This window comes from Acetobacterium sp., assembly GCF_036508315.1.
Classification (GTDB): Bacteria; Bacillota; Clostridia; order Eubacteriales; family Eubacteriaceae; genus Acetobacterium.
The window spans coordinates 1-16,216 of record NZ_DATCHP010000032.1 but is presented as its reverse complement, the minus strand read 5'-3'; the positions used below and the strand labels follow the sequence as shown (position 1 = coordinate 16,216).

The following is a 16,216-nucleotide window of genomic DNA, read 5'->3' as shown; positions in this document are numbered from 1 at the left end:
AAGTCTGGTTGAAAAAACCAGACAGAAATTCAATGTGTCCATTTCCGAAATTGACGAACAGGATCATCATCAGAAAATTGTTTTGGGAATCGCCTATGTAACCAATGAAGCGGCCATGGCGGATCGCATGATTGATCAGGTGCTTTCGTATCTTGAAAAAAATACCGACGGCGAGGTATTTATTCTTGAGCGAGAATTCCGGTGAGCAGACGGAACGATACAAACGAAACGTATCAATAACAGCAGTGTGTTGCCGGTGCCAGGCACACTTAAGTTATTGACTTAACTTATTGAGATATCAATGGGCATTTCCAGCATAAAATTTAATGTTTCTATCCATTTGTATTTTCCATTCTTGATAACAACAGCGTAATTGATCGGAAGGAATTGCTGTTAGAGACTGGACAATAAGAATTCAAGAATTCAAGAATTTATGAGGTTAAGAATGATTAGAGAAATCGAACAGAAGGATTTAAAAGAAGCTGTCAATTTAGTTAATACCGTTTTTAATGAATTTGTAGCAGGTGATTATTCCCAGGAAGGGCAAAAGACATTCCGTGATTATTTAGAATTTAAATTTGAAGAACTATCCCAGGATTTAAATAACGGTCATAAAAAAATGTGGGGATTTTATGAAAATGAAAAGATTATTGGCGTGATAGGGACTCGTGATCGTTTTCACATTTCACTTATGTTTGTCTCCAAAGACCATCAAAAGAGAAAGGTTGCCTCAAAACTTTTTACAACAGTTGTGGATTCATTAAAAGAAGATGAAAACAGCAAGAGCTTTGAAATGACAGTAAATTCTTCTCCCTATGCTGTAAAGATCTACGAGCGTCTTGGTTTCAGGGCAACTGACAACGAGCAGATTAATAATGGTATCCGCTTTACACCGATGAAAATGATTGTAAAATAATTATGAAAGCAGTGTTTATAGGTTGGCTGGACCCACTTTCGGTGCCAGGCACACTTAAGTTAATACAAGGAAGTCGCTGGCATAATTTAGATGACAAAAAGATGGAGTCAGACATTTTCTATCAATTAAATGCAAAGGTCTATGATGTACTGGATATGACTTGCTTTAGAAAGGCAGCCTCCAGTAAAAAATGGAATCCAAAGGATTTGAGGATTTTCTGAAATATGACATGCATCATTATTTTGGTCAATATGGTTTTAGAATCAACCAAATAATCCAAGGTGATTAATTTTCACAATATTGAAGCGAAATATCAAGCATTGAATCAACTTGTGATATAGTTTATAAAACCTTGCCGAATAAGATATTCAAAGGCTTTTCAGCAATGGTGCCAGATTCAACTTAACATATGAATTATAAAAACGTGAAACCTGTGCCTGACATTAACTTATAAACTTATTGACGATACTAGGTAGTATGGTCGAGCCAGGTCGTAGCATATAGTGGGGGGCGAAGCCCACTATAATGTGCATGCTTGTCAAGACACGAAATCAAAATATTTAAGATAAATCTCCTTTCCTGGGAGGGACTGTTCTTCTATTGGCAAGTACAAGTCTGACATGAGAGTGAAATCACTTGTGTTTATGTGAGTTGCGTATTTATGTCCGAAATAGACCATTCAAAAATTGCTGTCCATCCATATAAAAATACTAACCCTAGTTTTCATATAATATAGATTATGACCCTTCAAAAGAAGTGAAACGAATCGTAGAGGAATATGTAAAGAAACATATAAGGTGATGATTTGAAGTTGTTTGATGTAGTTCCGGGTAATTTTTTCTCAGTTTTATCTTCCAGCAATCGGGAGATCTATTTTGATGCGCTGATGATTCTACACGAAATGTTCAAGTTTGAATTGAATATTCGAGTGGATGACTTTATCTCATCTCTGATCTCAATCTTAGAGGACAGATCTTTTGAACTAGAGGAAGATGATGAGACGCAAGAAGGTGGGCTAACCCTAAGTGGAAAAGCGCGTCTAATTTTAAATCGTTTTGTCAAAACGGGTTGGGTTGATAAAGAATTTCTAGATGGTTCTTTTATCGAAATCATCACGCCCCGCAGTTATGCGATTGCTGTCATGAAAGCAATCAGCGATTTGGGCAACAGTTCACTGCAGGAATACAACTCTCTGGTTTTTGCAACCTTTTCCGGTTTAAAACAGGCCAAAATGGAGAATGAGTCACATATGTATGAGGCCGTTTTATCTGCAAAAGCAAACACAGAACAATTGCAGTATGCACTACGAACGCTTTATCATGGGATACGCGGATTTCTTCGGGGTATTGTGGAACAGCAAGATGTCAATCTACTTCTGCAGGATCACTTTGGCGAGTACAAAAAAATGTCGGATCGCATCTACCATCCCATTAAGACAATGGACTCTGTTCACCGGTATATGGGTCCGATTCAGAGTTTTTTAACAGATATACTGGCTGATGACGCCCTGATGGAAACGATGCGTGATCGCGCTATAAGTATAAAAAAGTATGACGATGAGGCAGCAGCCGATGAAGAAATTATCAAAGCGATTGATTATATATTGGATGCATATCAGACAGTTGGCGACCTTGTTAGCGAGATAGATCGTAAACACAGTATCTATACTAAGAGCTCCATTGAGAAAATCCAATACCTGATGACCGCAGATCAGACTATAAAAGGGAAGCTTGCAGAACTGTTAAAGACATACGCGAGCACAAAAGATGATAAACGAGATCAACTTGCTGAGATTATGGAGAAAAACATTTGTATTAACAGGCAGGAGTTTTTTGATTCACAGTCCTTATATCATAAAAATGTTAAAAGCCGACGCGTAAACAGAACGCCGCTCACCATAGAGTTAGATGATTCCTTTACTGATTTTGCAGAAGAATACTTTATGGAACAAATAAAAAAAGGATACTCTACTGCGAAGATCCGCGCTTTTGTTGATAATCTTTTTAGCGAGGGTGCAAGTCGGATTGAGGCTAAGAATATTGAAATATCAGGTGATTCCGATTTTATTCTACTCATTTTGGCTGTAATTCGTGAAAGTGACAGAGGTATGCCATATACTGTTGAGATAGGGAAAGGAAGAATTCAGCAGAATGGATATGCTATTCCTAATATGACCATCATTAAAAAGGAGGTGCCAAGTAATGTGGAGTGAGATTTTTGAAGCCTTGTCCAATTTCGAAAAGGGTGAATTTCGTAGGCTGGCAAATTACCTTCTGTCGCATACATATCTGGTCCGCGATGTGTATAAACCTGATAAGCAATGGACTGAGCCTAACGGGGATTATAGAATGGTTAATCGTCTGTTTGAATGTATGCGCGACTATTTTTCGGCTTCGGGTTGGAAGCTGGGAAAGGATGATAACTATGGTGTTATTTCACTTATAAACGAATATGATCACAATCGACTGCGTATGGATCGTTTTACGACACTGTTTCTTTACACATGTCGATTGATGTATGAAGAAGGTCGTGAACAGGGTGATAACTTACACATTGTGCGAACAGATACAGGCACCATTATTGAGAAAATGAGAACGCTGGGACTTCTCAATAAAGGAAAAACAACACAAAAAGAGCGGCTTGAAGCGCAACGTGCCCTTTCCCATTTTAACATTATCCAAAAAACCGAAAACACAGCTTGGAGCACTGATGGAAATGGTGTGTTAATTTTTCCATCTATTCTGTCCATTATTTCCAACCAGGGAATTAACGACATGATGATGGAATTAGAAGAACTCCAAACTGAAAATGCCGAAATGGAAATGTTGATAGATGATGAAGAACCGGAGGACTTGGAATGAAAACTTTACGCAAACTCCTGCTGATTCATTGGCATTATTTTAACCATGAATTAATTGAATTCGGTCAGCTTAATTTTCTCACAGGAAAAAATGCTTCAGGAAAATCTACTATTATTGATGCTTTGCAATTGATATTATTGGGAGATACAAGCGGCAACTTTTTTAATAAAGCGGCAAGCGGCCGTGGAAATCGAACTTTAAAGGGCTATCTCATGGGCGAATTGGGCGATGATGAAGATTCTGGTTTTCGTTATATTAGAAGTGGTGGCAGATTTACAAGTTATATTGTATTGGAATTCTATGATACAGAAAAGAAACGGGCCTTTACGGTAGGGTGCTGCTTTGATATACATTCAGAAAACGACATACAAAAACGTTTTTTTCTTTATGATGGTGAAATGCATCATAATGGATTTTTGAATGGAAATACACCAATGGATATTACGGCATTGCGCAGTTACCTAAAAGAATGCTATGCAGGTCATTATGAAACAACTGATATTGGGCGAGATTTCAGAACAAAACTATATGGGAAGCTTGGCGGTTTACGCGATCGATTTGCAGGGATTCTTAAAAAGGCTGTATCTTTTAATCCCAATGTGGATATTCAACAATTTATTTCTGATTTTGTGTGTGATACGCAGCAGGCTGTTGATGTGAGTTATATGCAAGAAAACATCAGAAGTTATAAGCGGCTAGAAGCAGAAGCCGATGTTCTCAAAGAGCGAATTTTATTGTTAGAAAGTATTGTGGATGCACATCAAAGATATATCTCACAACGAGACAATGAACAACTATATTCTTATTTAATTGATCGTGCGTGTGCAGATATGAAAAGAATCGAACTTGATTTAAATCTGTCGAGCGAAAAAAGTGTTTCAGAGCAACTAGATGTATTAAATAAAGAAATAACGGAAGAGGATTTTCGACTAATAAAACTCCGTGAGCAACGAGACACATTGAATGCGCAACTGTTAAATGACAGTACTGCGCAAGCCTTAGACACAATTGATCGTCAGATCACTGAAAAAGAGTGCCAAATCCAAACACTCCGAACTGAATTTGATAAGGCTCTTGCTATCCTAGCGTCGCATATTTCAACATGGCGGAAATACACTGAAGCAATGCTTCAAAAAATCGGATCAATAGAAATAAGCTTATTGCAATCAGGTATAGCATCTCGCATCAGCGACATCTGTATGGAAGGGCGTGACTTTCTCAACGGTAGCGAGTCCTTGTTAAATGTGGATATAGATACTGTGCTGAATGTGGGCAAATCCGGGCTGATTGAATTTTCTACTAACTCTGACAATTTAAAAAGGCATTCCATCGAATTGGCGTCGCATTTGCGGGAAGAGCAGGATGATTTGGCAAGGCTGCGATCGGTTCTTTTGGTCGAACAGCAATCACTTGAAGTTGGAATTTATCGTTTCCCGCAGGATGCGCTTGATTTGAAGAAGGCGTTGATTTCTCGTTTGCGCACGGTTGCCAAGTTGGACGTCAATGTGCGTATTGTTGCGGAAACCGCTGAAATTAAAAGTGACCGCTGGCGTAATGTTATTGAAGGTTATCTCAATACGCAAAAATTTTACATCATTGTGCCACAGGAATATTTTAAAGAGGCTCTAAAAGTCTATGATACAATAAAACGTCAACAAGCAATTTATGGCACTGGTATTGTCGATATTGAAAAACTAAAACGTTTAAATCCCACAGCAAATATGGGAAGTCTGGCAGAAGAGATTGAAACAGATGACTTGGATGTAAAAGTTTTCTTATATTACACATTAGGGCGTGTTCAAAAGTGTGACAATGTGAGCGAGTTGCGACGGTTTCAGACTTCGGTGACTGACGAAGGTATGTTATATCAGAACTTTGTTGTCAGGGCAATGAATCCTGATCGCTGGAAAAAACCAGCCATTGGCCAAAGCGCTATTCAAAGACGACTTGAATCGGTTAAAGAAGAGATTGCTTTTTTGACGGAGCAAGTCGCCGTTTGTGCTGGCATAAAAATTGGTCTTGATTATATCAGTGCATTAACTTTGTTGAGTAATACTGAAATAGAGCGTATCGTTTTAGCTGCCGACAACTTTTCTTTTATCCCCACGATTGAATCGGATTTAACCACACTGCGAAAAAGCCGTGAAGCAATCGATACAAGCGCTATTGATTCCTTGAAAAATCGTATTACCACTTTGGACGAAAATATATCAGAGCTTGATAATTTACTACGTCAATACTCAGAAAACAGAGGAAAATTTGAAGAAACACTGCGCCACCTAAAAGAAGAAACCATTCCCAAACTTACTGAAGAACAGGAAAAGAAGGAATCAAATATTGTAACCGGATACAGTGACGAATGGATTAGAGAAATAAGTTACCCTAGATATATTCAAGAATTATTTTCAAGAGGAAAACCCGATAATATTGCTGACGCTTTCCCTAGAGAACGAAGTAGAACCAAGAACGCTAAAGAGCAGGCTTGGGAACAAACAACAGAATTTCGACGTAAATATAATGAAAAATATAAAATGGGACTTGATATTAAGGCAGAAAGCAATGGTGTTTATGATGACGCTTGGCTGGAGCTCACCGATAATAAATTATCGGACTATTTAGCTAGAATTACTGATGCTCGTTCAAAGGCCTTTGAGCAATTCCAGGAAGACTTTCTGAGTCGATTACAAAACAATATAAACAATGCCAAACGCCAAATTGACGAATTAAATGTTGCATTGAAGGGAGCTTCTTTCGGTGAAGATACCTATCGGTTTCGTATTATACCTAAATCAGAATATAAACGTTATTATGACATGATTGTAGATGAAATGCTTCTTCAGGGGGGATATAATCTGCTTTCAGGACAATTCAATGCGAAGTATAAGGATGAAATTGCAGATTTATTTGCAATAATTACCAACGAAGACGGAACTGGCGGTTCAAAGGGGAGCGTTGAATATGAAAAACGTGTGCATGAGTTTACAGATTACCGTACATATCTTGATTTTGATCTTGAAGTGGTAGGGAATGATGGTGTATCGCAACGGTTATCAAGAACACTTGGTAAAAAATCTGGTGGTGAGACACAAACGCCTTTTTACATCGCTGTACTGGCTTCCTTCGCTCAACTGTATCGTGTGGGAAGAGAAAAAAGCTATAAGACATCTCGACTGATTATTTTTGATGAGGCCTTTTCAAAAATGGATGGTGAACGAATCGTCAGGAGTATTGAACTGTTACGGAAGTTTGAGTTTCAAGTCATCTTATCGGCTCCTCCTGATAAAATGGGCGATATTGCAACACTTGTCGATAAGAATCTCTGTGTTTTGAGAAACGGAGAACACACTTGCGTTCGGAGTTTTGATCCAAAACAAATTGAGGGAATAATAAATGAGTGATAAAATTCAGAAAAACATACTTTGGGCATTACTTGACAAATATGAGCGAAGTAATTCTTTCAGAGACAAGAAGCAACAAACGCGTAGAATTCTTTTACATTTCTACGATGATGGCAAAAGTGATTTTCCATATTATGATATTGAGCAAAGTGAGCGGCGCATTTCTGTAAATCGAGCAGTAAGAGATTTGGCTGAATTGAATTTGCTATCTTTTGAATGGATGAAAGGCGAACGTGATCACATCATTTCAAAAGTGTGGTTAAATACGGATGATCTTGGATTTGTATATGCTAGTGCCGAGCGTAAATCTAAAAGTGATGTTGTAGATGAAATCTGTATGGAGCTTCTGGATATGCATAAACAGGTGTCATCTCCATGGTTCAAATCCTATTTTCAGGATGCTTATGCTACAGTTTCCAAAAGACGTAGTATTGGCAGATCTATTCCTACTGATAAAGAGGAACGACATCTCCTATTTAAAGCTATCTGTGGGATTGATAGGATGAATGAAACTGAAATTACCGAAAGAGTATTTTCGATACAGTGTTTTGGTGACTCAAAGAAATTTGAGAAGTCGGCAAGGTCTCGTATCATCAGTATTCTAAGAACGTACTTGGAGTGTGATGATGACACACGTGATGGGGATTTACTTCGGCAGGTTGGGATTGTCAAATATCCTGAAATATTTGAATTTTGTGGAAATCTCAGTCTGGTGATTGAATCAAAAGTGGTTGCTTTTGCTCCGCTTCGTCTTGGAAGCAGCATCAGTATATCTGACTTGGTAAGGGGGGAATTAATTATTTCACCTGATGTAAAACGAATTTTGACCATTGAAAATCGAGCGAATTATTTTGAATATATTCAAAAAAGCATGACGGATGATGAACTTGTTCTTTACCATGCGGGACAGTATAGCCCTTCTAAAAAGCTGTTCTTCCTTGCTATTAAGGAAAAGATGTCAAAGACCTGCATTTGGGAACACTGGGGCGACATAGATTATGGAGGATTTAGCATGTTAGCGCGTCTAAGACGTGAAGTTTTGAATGGGATCAAGCCATTTCGGATGAACTCAACTGAACTAGTAGAATATAAATACATGACCGCCTCGATAACAGCGGAATATGTAAAAAAACTAAAGTCACTGACTATTAAAAACGAACTGCTGGATTGTGTGGATTGTCTTGATTATTTAATTGTAAAAAAAGTCCGTTTAGAGCAAGAATCTATGCTTGTCAAATCGTTAGATTAGCTATCAAAGTTCATTTTATAGTAGAGAACATTTTCGCATGAGATCAGATGTAAATGGTGAAATAAACCATACCGATTTACGCCAAGGAAAAACAGAACCATATTAGAAAATGAAATGCAGAGTTTAAGCGGAGGAGAATGGGGAGTATCGGGTTTAGGGGTGAAATAATTTAATAGACCTTATTGGCGAAGTGTTCAACTTAACTTATAATTTGCAGCCAATAAAGGACCTTGAGAAAAGTTCTGAAAATAGGATTGGAAAGGGTGATTTGATGACAAAAATTGATATGGAGATAATATTTAAGACAGATGGAGAATATTGTATTCAAGAGCATCTACAACTTTACTATGAGGTTGGGCATGGATTCGGGCAAGGTAAGTCTGGTGATTATGATTATGTTAGAGTATTTAGAAAGTTTGATAATGGAAAAAGAGAAATTACAGTATTTGATAAACTAGTTTACCATCTCAGTATGGTTCATAGATTTTCATATGAAATTACGTCAGACAACAAAGTTATACATGTAAGAATAAATAAAGGAACCAATAAATACAAGTAGATAATTAAGAACTTCCTTTCTTGAGAACTCGAGGAGGAGTCTATCATCACTTTCGGTGCAAGGCAGTGCGGCCGAGCCAGGTCGTATCATATAGTGGGTGCGAATCCCGCCGGGAAAGGAAGACCAACCACCCGTAGTTAGCCTTGGAGCTTAGACACCTGTGCCTGACACCAACATATAAATGCTACAAGTAAAGGCTTATGAAAACGAGGGCTTTACAGTTAACTGAGATACTTATACAAGTAAAATTGAGGGATGAGCAGTGAAACCTGTGCCTCAAACTAAGGATAATTAACAATAAATTAAATAGAAAGAAGGTGTGGCTATGCCAGAAACGCATCTGATTCAAAGTCGTCAGACTTGTAAGCTTGGATTGATCATTGTAATTAGGCAACTTTTTCCTCAAGAATGCCTTAAAACCGCTTATTCAATTATTGAGGGAGTGTTTTGCAGGTTTAAAGATTCCGCCATTTCAATAAGAGAAGTCTATCAGATTGAAAAGAAACTAAAAGAATGGATTTTGGGAAATCCTGAGATTGACTTTTTGAAGCATGAGGGAGGCTACTACTTTTATCAGGCCGATGGCTATGTTGTTAAAATGATTTATCCCTGCGAAACAAGCGTTAAAGATATAGATCCGTTCTGTGTTATTCCGTATGCGGGCGGTTTTATTGTAGACTTTGGAGACATTCGCCGCGATCTCAATACCCCGTTGATTCCGCCCGATAAACTGTCGGCAATGTATGATAAGACCCAGCAATGGCTGAAAAATATTAATATCGAATTGCTTAATGATGTTAACGACTATATCGCCAGCAGCGCCAGCCTGAAGCTGCTGGGAATGGCCGAAGCCCTGCATGAAAAAGAGATATCAGATATTGCCGTTATGATTCTTCAACAGAAGCGGGCCCTGCGTGTACTTCTGATTTCAGGACCATCCTCTTCCGGGAAGACTACATTTGCGCAAAGATTATCGACACAGTTAAGTGTGAACGGATTAAAGCCGGTTACGCTTTCTTTAAATGATTATTTTGTGAATCGGGAAGAGACTCCGCTTACTGAGGCAGGCAAGCAGGATCTCGACTGCATGGAAGCTTTGGATCTTCCCTATTTGCAGCAGCAGCTCACCGAACTGATAGATGGAAAAACGATTGAAACACCGATCTTTGATTTTAAAACCGGCCATCGTTCCACCCAAACAAGACGACTCCAAGTAAGGCACGATGAAATACTTGTCGTCGAAGGGATCCATGCATTGAATCCGGTATTGTTTTTGGGTATCAACAGGAACATGCTGTTTAAAGTCTACCTCAGTTCGCTTTTTCAATTAAATATCGACTTGGAAAACAGAGTGCCGAGTTCTGAAGTGCGGCTGATCAGACGAATCGTCAGAGGAGACCGATTCCGTGGTACGCATCCAGAGGATACGCTGGATCAATGGGAAAATGTACGGCGCAGGGAGTATATAAACGTGTTTAAATTTCAGGAAGAATCTGACGTGATGTTTAATTCGAGCCTTCTTTACGAATTAAATGCCTTGAAAATTTTTGCCGAAGCATCCCTTAATAAAATTACGGATAACAGCCCCTATGTGAAGACAAGGGACCGTTTGCTTAATATACTTGCCTTCTGTGAGCCAATGAATACTGAGAAAGTCCCTTTTAATTCAATATTGCGTGAATTCATCGGAGGTAGCATCTATTCTGAATAATTATATTTAATCGATGCCATTTAAAACACGATCAAGCTCCTCTGCAATCACCTGATAGCCGATGCTGCCGGGGTGAAACTGATCGGCCGCCAGATAGGTTTTCAGATGATACTTAAACTGGTGCACCTCAACGATACCTTTTACCTGGAAGGGGACCGGCGCATCAGCCTTGGCGTCTGACGGTGCCAGGCACACTTAAGTTCCAGCTGTTCACACTAAAGATGTCGGAGGTTGAAAAGGCAAAAGTTGCCTATCACTTTGTCAGAGATGAAATTCCTCATTCCTTTGACTGCAATGCCAGGGTCATTACGGCGAGCGCATCGGATGTGCTCATCCACCAAACGGGAATTTGCCATGCCAAAGCAAATTTGCTGGCTGCACTGCTTCGGTTTCAGAATATTCCAACGGGTTTCTGTTTCCAGCATATCACCCTTTCCGATGATGATTCCCTGGGATATTGTGTCCATGCTTATAATGCGGTTTTTTGGAGGACCATTGGATCAGGCTGGATGCAAGAGGAAACAAGCCAGGTGTGCATGTACAATTTTCAATGTAAGTATAAGAACTTAGGGAGGATGGTGGTATTTTATTTCTGGAAGCCCTTTATTTATCGCTTCGCAAATTTAGCTTTTGTGAATGGTTAGATCAACGGCTTTAAAATCAGTCTACATCCGGGTTTTGAACCCGCCGTTTTTTAAAACTCTCCAGGGGATACGATTGACACCGCACTGATCGATCAGGTTTATGTTGTCATTGGAGCATGATGTGAATAAAAGAGCCCAAATTAAAATATTTGAGTTAAAAGAAATTACAAGGTTTAAACTTTTTTAAATTCTTATTTTATAGACGATAAGGCTAAAGCCCAAAAATTTTATGTCGATAAACCTAATGCCAATCATAGATGATATTGTATTAGGAATGATATGCGTAAACGTTGTCAGGTTGGTTGTTTAATCCTATTAATGTACTATTGTTCATATTTGTTTTAAGAAGGAGCGGATCTTATGTCAAAAACTAAAAAGTTTCTTATTGTTATACTATGTATCCTAATGACAGTTACCTTTACTCAATGTTCTACAATAAATCAAGAAGAGAATCAAAAGAATCCTATTGATAGTGAAGAATCAGAACAAATTAAGGCTGACAAGCCATTCAAGGTAGGTATTGTATTATCTATAGGAGGTTTGGGCGACAAATCATATAATGATTTAGCATATGAAGGCATCCGACTTGCTCAAGAAAAACTTGGAATAGAATATAGTTATATTGAACCTGCCACCACTATTGAAACTGAAATGGAATTTGGAGCGAATCATTTACGGCAGTATGCTAAGGAAGAATATGACCTTGTAATAGCTACTGGATTTCTATTTGAAGATGCTTGTGAACAGGTTTCAAAGGAATATCCAAATGTAAAGTTTGTAATTATTGATTCAGTTGTTTCTGAACCAAATGTAACTTCTCTTACTTTTAAGACAAATGAGGGTTCTTTTCTTGTAGGAGCTGTTGCAGGCATGAATACAAAAACAAATATTATAGGATATATTGGGGCTCAAGATACTGATATATTTCGAGAATTTCAAAAAGGTTATGAACAGGGAGCAGTTTATGCTAATCCCGAAGTTAAGATTATTTCAAGAATTATTGATGGAGATAACCCTTTTGCTGTTCCTAACAGAGGATATGAACTGGCTAATGAGCTAATAGAGCAGAAAGCTGATGTGGTCTATACAGTAGCTGGTTCAACTGGGATAGGGGCGATAGAAGCCTGTAAGGAAAAAGGAGTATATGCAATAGGTGTTGACAATGATCAGGATTATATTGCAAAGGGGACTGTAATCACAAGTATGATGAAAAGAATAGATACTGCAGTTTATACTACTATAGAATTGGCAGTGAAAGGGGAACTGGAATCAGGAATACTTGAATTCAATATTGCTAATGGCGGTATTGACACAAGTGAGTTTAAATATACGAGCGATAAATTATCTGATGGCACATTAGAAAAACTTGCTCAAATAAAGAAAGATATAATCAGTGGAAAAATTATATTGAATTAAATTGATATAAAAAAGGAATGTGTTATTAAATTAATACCAAGGAGACTGCTATGGGAAGAATTTCATTTAGAAAAGCAATAATGATAGTTAGCTTTTTGGTTTTTTTTATTTTCTCGCTTTTCATGTTTTTTTATTTTGAAAGGATTTATTATCAAGACATAAAGGAACGTTTGATTTCCGAAAACAGTTATTCTGTCAAATCGGCCAAGCAATTTTTGGATGCTGAAAAAGACAGCATTGCAAAAGATGCAAGGTTTGTTGTAAATTACCCGGCAACACATTTTGCATTTGTGAATGGGAAATATATAGATTTTAATTATGAGAGTGCATTTGATATCAGTAATCCTGAACTTGAGAATATGAGCGCCTTTAAATATAAGGAATTATCGTTTCAATTAAGCAGAATACTCAGTAAGACTTTATATGCATCAAGTATTTCGGATATAAATGTCTCGTTTTTTGATGGGAATGCGACACCATTGTCTGATGTACCCGGTATTGAAAACAGTTTTATGGATACAGGGAGAGAGAACTATATCCATTACATGATCAGCGATGAAAACAAATTTTCAAGCATTGAGCCACTCGGAGTAATAGCTTTAAAGGATGAAAGATTATTTTTGAAAGGGATTGACAGGGTATATTCTGGTGAACCCAAGGGAGTTACAGTGGTCACGGTAGAATTAAGAGACTCAATTCTGGACAAAATTAAAAATTCAGTTAATAAGGAAATTGTAATATTGGCTGAAGATGGAGTGAAATTATCTACCTTAAACATTGATGAAAATGCTTTCGGAAATATTTTCAGTACCTCTGAAAGTGGGAATATTATATTTAAAACACTGAAAATAAATAATAGGGAAATGGGATTTTCCTTTTACCCCATTGAAGATTTCGATGGCAAAATAATTGCTTATATCGGGACAGGTTTTGATATGAATACCGTTAATGATATTTTCATTAATAGCATGATTCGGTTTATTCCTGTTATTGTGATTTTTTCCCTAGTGCTTTTTTTAATTCTTTATGCTTTGTTGAGACAATTATTAAAACCTCTAAGTGAGATAATTAGCATAACTGAAAAAATCAGTAAAGGAAATTATAAAATAGAATATCCATCTAATAAAATAATTGAATTCACGAAGATACTTGAAAGTATAGGTGAAATGTCAGATGCTATAGAAATTAGGGAAAATAAACTGATAACACTTTCTAGTATAGATAAACTCACCCAGATATATAATCGTCAAAAAACTGAAGATCTACTCAGATTAGAAATTAAAAGATCAAATAGGTATAATTATTCTCTTTCAATTATCATGCTTGATATTGATAAATTTAAGGAAGTAAATGATACCTATGGTCATAAAGTCGGAGATATAATTCTGGAAGAATTTGCGAATATTTTAAAAAAAAATATTCGTACAACTGACTTTATAGGGAGATGGGGTGGGGAGGAATTTTTGATCATATGTCCCGAAACAAATATCGAAGGAGCTGAAGCTCTTGCTAATAACTTAAGAAGAGAGATTGAAGAACACAAATTTCCTATAATTGTATGGAAAACAGCAAGTTTTGGAGTTGCTGCATATATGCCTGAAGAAGAGATTAATTCAGTCATGAAGAGAGCTGATGATGCTTTATATAAAGCAAAAGAATTTGGAAGGAATAGAGTAGAAATAAGTAAATAATAAACAGCAAGTTTGGAGAGACCGGTGCCTGAGAGACCGGTGCTTGACATTAACTTATAAACTTATTGACGGTACTAGTACAGCATTGCGCAAATTTCTATGAATTAAATTGTTAATGGTACGCCTGCATAGGTCCATTTAAATGGATGTGCCGTATGTTCCACAAATTTCTGGATACTTTGCATTAATTCCGCTATGGAAGAATAGCTTTTACGCTTCAGAAGCTTGCGGTTGATGATTCCAAACCATATCTCGATCTGATTCATCCAGGAACAGTGTTTAGGCGTATAAACAAAACGAATTCTGTGACTTGGGTCAAGTAGAAACGCTTCCCGGCTTTGCATGCTTTTTAATAAATTGTGTGCCTGACACCATTAACTTATTCAACTTAACTTATTGAGATATCATAGGTATTTCTAGTTTGAAATTTAATGTAACTAGACATTTGTATTTTCCATTATAGATAGCAATAGCCTTATTGTTCGAAAGTTTGCCACTGATGACTGAGCTGTTTACGATTTTTATTGAGTTCCAATTTGAAAGGAGAACGAGAATGAATGAATATAATCAGATTGAGAATGCTGAACTTACAAGCTTGCCAAACATTGGAAAAGAAATGAAAAAGCAGCTTAATGCAATTGGGGTCAACGACTGGGCCGAACCGGTCACTTAACTTATTCAACTTAACTAATAAAAACACAATGATTAAAGGAGATACAGATGATTAAACCGTTGACAGTAACAGAACTAAAAAAAGAATTAAATAAGATTGATCAGAAACAGCTTGTCGAAATCATTGTCAGCCTATACAAAAACGATGAAAAGGCGAAAGATATCTTGTGTCTGAGATTGAGGGGAGAAGACTATCAAAACGAGTTGTTAAAAAAGTACAAAACTAAAATGTACGATCTTTTCTTTCCCCGCTCTAATCCAACAATGTCTTTTTTGAAATCAGCCAAGGCATTGATCACGGATATTAAGAAGATTGGCGATGATGAAATGAGCCTTGAATTGATGCTTTACTATGTCGAGTGTGGAAATGAGTTTACGAATGCCTATGGTGATATTGATGGCCCTTTTTACAATAGTCTTACCAGAATGTATGAACAATTTGTAAACCAATTAAATGCCAAAGGTACCGAATCGATCAATTTAAAATATCAGGAAAGAATCAATGATTTAGTCGCAAGCTCTGCCGATATCGGCTGGGGATATGGTGATTATCTATTGGAGAAGTCATATGAAATCGAATGGTTTGGGGAAGAAGAAAATGACTAACCTGCCTGGATGACATGACAAACGAAACGGCCCATGTCATGGGGAAATTACCAAATTTATCATGCCAAATAGAATTTGATAGGACAAACAAAACGGGTATAAAAGAAGTCTTTAAACTACCGGTGCCTGCGAAACCTCCGAAAAACGGCCAAAAATTCAACGTTTCCCAAAACCATGAATGAATATTCATGGAGTTAAAAAGAAAAGTCCGGATTAGCAGTTGATTTTTGGTATTAGTTGGTAAAAGACAGTTGCATCAAATAGTTGGAGACCCTTATCGATGTTTTTTCTTTTAAATGGTCACCATTTCTTTTTCAAGGTACAACAAAGTAACCATCCTTATAATATTGAAGGCCATGTTTGCCATGGTAATATGGATCTTTGCCCCTTTGATTCTGAGATATCGGCATCTTCTCAGTCCATGGTTTCTAACCATGGTGGCAAATCGCCTTTCTACCTTATACCTTTTATTATATGCGATGTTAAATTCTTC

At 37.3% G+C, this 16,216-nt stretch carries 15 protein-coding genes; 12 read left to right on the top strand and 3 right to left on the bottom strand.

Translation table 11 applies throughout. The annotated features are described in order from the left end of the window. The 8 genes from VIK44_RS04650 to VIK44_RS04615 all read left to right on the top strand — a co-directional run. A partial coding sequence (locus VIK44_RS04650) for a DUF503 domain-containing protein (protein WP_331552680.1) occupies window positions 1-205 on the top strand: 205 nt, incomplete at its 5' end. A 240-nt stretch (window positions 206-445) separates the two neighbouring features. Next, on the top strand, window positions 446-916 hold the full coding sequence (locus tag VIK44_RS04645; protein ID WP_331552679.1) for a GNAT family N-acetyltransferase: 471 nt from the start codon (window positions 446-448) through the stop codon (window positions 914-916). 805 nt (window positions 917-1,721) lie between these two features. Next, window positions 1,722-3,128, top strand: a complete 1,407-nt coding sequence (locus VIK44_RS04640) for a Wadjet anti-phage system protein JetA family protein (protein ID WP_331552678.1) — start codon at window positions 1,722-1,724, stop codon at window positions 3,126-3,128. Continuing rightward, complete coding sequence (locus tag VIK44_RS04635; protein ID WP_331552677.1) at window positions 3,118-3,777, top strand: DUF4194 domain-containing protein; 660 nt, start codon at window positions 3,118-3,120, stop codon at window positions 3,775-3,777. The genes VIK44_RS04640 and VIK44_RS04635 overlap by 11 nt, the downstream gene beginning before the upstream one ends. Then, window positions 3,774-7,175: an ATP-binding protein gene (locus VIK44_RS04630; protein WP_331552676.1), complete on the top strand. Its 3,402-nt coding sequence runs from the start codon at window positions 3,774-3,776 to the stop codon at window positions 7,173-7,175. The genes VIK44_RS04635 and VIK44_RS04630 overlap by 4 nt, the downstream gene beginning before the upstream one ends. After that, window positions 7,168-8,424: a Wadjet anti-phage system protein JetD domain-containing protein gene (locus tag VIK44_RS04625; protein ID WP_331552675.1), complete on the top strand. Its 1,257-nt coding sequence runs from the start codon at window positions 7,168-7,170 to the stop codon at window positions 8,422-8,424. The genes VIK44_RS04630 and VIK44_RS04625 overlap by 8 nt, the downstream gene beginning before the upstream one ends. Window positions 8,425-8,695: 271 nt before the next feature. Further along, entirely contained in the window at window positions 8,696-8,983 is a 288-nt protein-coding gene (locus VIK44_RS04620) for a hypothetical protein (RefSeq protein ID WP_331552674.1), read from the top strand. Window positions 8,984-9,308: 325 nt separating this feature from the next. Further along, on the top strand, window positions 9,309-10,694 hold the full coding sequence (locus VIK44_RS04615; RefSeq protein WP_331552673.1) for a nucleoside kinase: 1,386 nt from the start codon (window positions 9,309-9,311) through the stop codon (window positions 10,692-10,694). Window positions 10,695-10,700: 6 nt separating this feature from the next. On the opposite strand, the gene VIK44_RS04610 is transcribed toward VIK44_RS04615, so the two are convergent. Then, entirely contained in the window at window positions 10,701-10,889 is a 189-nt protein-coding gene (locus tag VIK44_RS04610) for a hypothetical protein (protein ID WP_331552672.1), read from the bottom strand. A gap of 26 nt (window positions 10,890-10,915) precedes the next feature. Here VIK44_RS04610 and VIK44_RS04605 point away from each other — a divergent pair, with 26 nt between their 5' ends. The 3 genes from VIK44_RS04605 (at window position 10,916) to VIK44_RS04595 (ending at window position 14,445) form a co-directional block, all read left to right on the top strand. Continuing rightward, a complete protein-coding gene (locus tag VIK44_RS04605; RefSeq protein ID WP_331552671.1) occupies window positions 10,916-11,338 on the top strand; it encodes a transglutaminase domain-containing protein in 423 nt (140 codons plus the stop codon). Window positions 11,339-11,698: 360 nt separating this feature from the next. Next, complete coding sequence (locus tag VIK44_RS04600; protein WP_331552670.1) at window positions 11,699-12,754, top strand: BMP family ABC transporter substrate-binding protein; 1,056 nt, start codon at window positions 11,699-11,701, stop codon at window positions 12,752-12,754. A 50-nt stretch (window positions 12,755-12,804) separates the two neighbouring features. Further along, window positions 12,805-14,445: a GGDEF domain-containing protein gene (locus tag VIK44_RS04595; RefSeq protein WP_331552669.1), complete on the top strand. Its 1,641-nt coding sequence runs from the start codon at window positions 12,805-12,807 to the stop codon at window positions 14,443-14,445. Between the two features lie 104 nt (window positions 14,446-14,549). Here the strand turns inward: VIK44_RS04595 and VIK44_RS04590 are convergent, their stop codons facing one another. Further along, window positions 14,550-14,789 carry a transposase gene (locus tag VIK44_RS04590; protein ID WP_331552668.1) on the bottom strand — a complete coding sequence of 80 codons (240 nt, stop codon included), beginning with the start codon at window positions 14,787-14,789 and terminating at the stop codon, window positions 14,550-14,552. Between the two features lie 376 nt (window positions 14,790-15,165). Here VIK44_RS04590 and VIK44_RS04585 point away from each other — a divergent pair, with 376 nt between their 5' ends. After that, the gene (locus tag VIK44_RS04585) at window positions 15,166-15,723 is read left to right on the top strand and encodes a DUF6155 family protein (RefSeq protein ID WP_331552667.1); all 558 of its coding nucleotides are present in this window, start codon (window positions 15,166-15,168) and stop codon (window positions 15,721-15,723) included. Between the two features lie 292 nt (window positions 15,724-16,015). On the opposite strand, the gene VIK44_RS04580 is transcribed toward VIK44_RS04585, so the two are convergent. Then, the coding region (locus tag VIK44_RS04580; protein WP_331552666.1) for a transposase at window positions 16,016-16,216 on the bottom strand (201 nt) is incomplete at its 5' end.

Excerpts from the sequence above, each read along its gene's own strand:
- VIK44_RS04595 (WP_331552669.1), top strand. The coding sequence starts at position 12,805 with ATGGGAAGAATTTCATTTAGAAAAGCAATAATGATAGTTAGCTTTTTG.
- VIK44_RS04600 (WP_331552670.1), top strand. The coding sequence starts at position 11,699 with ATGTCAAAAACTAAAAAGTTTCTTATTGTTATACTATGTATCCTAATG.
- VIK44_RS04625 (WP_331552675.1), top strand. The coding sequence starts at position 7,168 with ATGAGTGATAAAATTCAGAAAAACATACTTTGGGCATTACTTGACAAA.
- VIK44_RS04585 (WP_331552667.1), top strand. The coding sequence starts at position 15,166 with ATGATTAAACCGTTGACAGTAACAGAACTAAAAAAAGAATTAAATAAG.
- VIK44_RS04645 (WP_331552679.1), top strand. The coding sequence starts at position 446 with ATGATTAGAGAAATCGAACAGAAGGATTTAAAAGAAGCTGTCAATTTA.
- VIK44_RS04630 (WP_331552676.1), top strand. The coding sequence starts at position 3,774 with ATGAAAACTTTACGCAAACTCCTGCTGATTCATTGGCATTATTTTAAC.
- VIK44_RS04620 (WP_331552674.1), top strand. The coding sequence starts at position 8,696 with ATGACAAAAATTGATATGGAGATAATATTTAAGACAGATGGAGAATAT.
- VIK44_RS04590 (WP_331552668.1), bottom strand. The coding sequence starts at position 14,789 with ATGCAAAGCCGGGAAGCGTTTCTACTTGACCCAAGTCACAGAATTCGT.
- VIK44_RS04615 (WP_331552673.1), top strand. The coding sequence starts at position 9,309 with ATGCCAGAAACGCATCTGATTCAAAGTCGTCAGACTTGTAAGCTTGGA.
- VIK44_RS04635 (WP_331552677.1), top strand. The coding sequence starts at position 3,118 with ATGTGGAGTGAGATTTTTGAAGCCTTGTCCAATTTCGAAAAGGGTGAA.
- VIK44_RS04605 (WP_331552671.1), top strand. The coding sequence starts at position 10,916 with ATGTCGGAGGTTGAAAAGGCAAAAGTTGCCTATCACTTTGTCAGAGAT.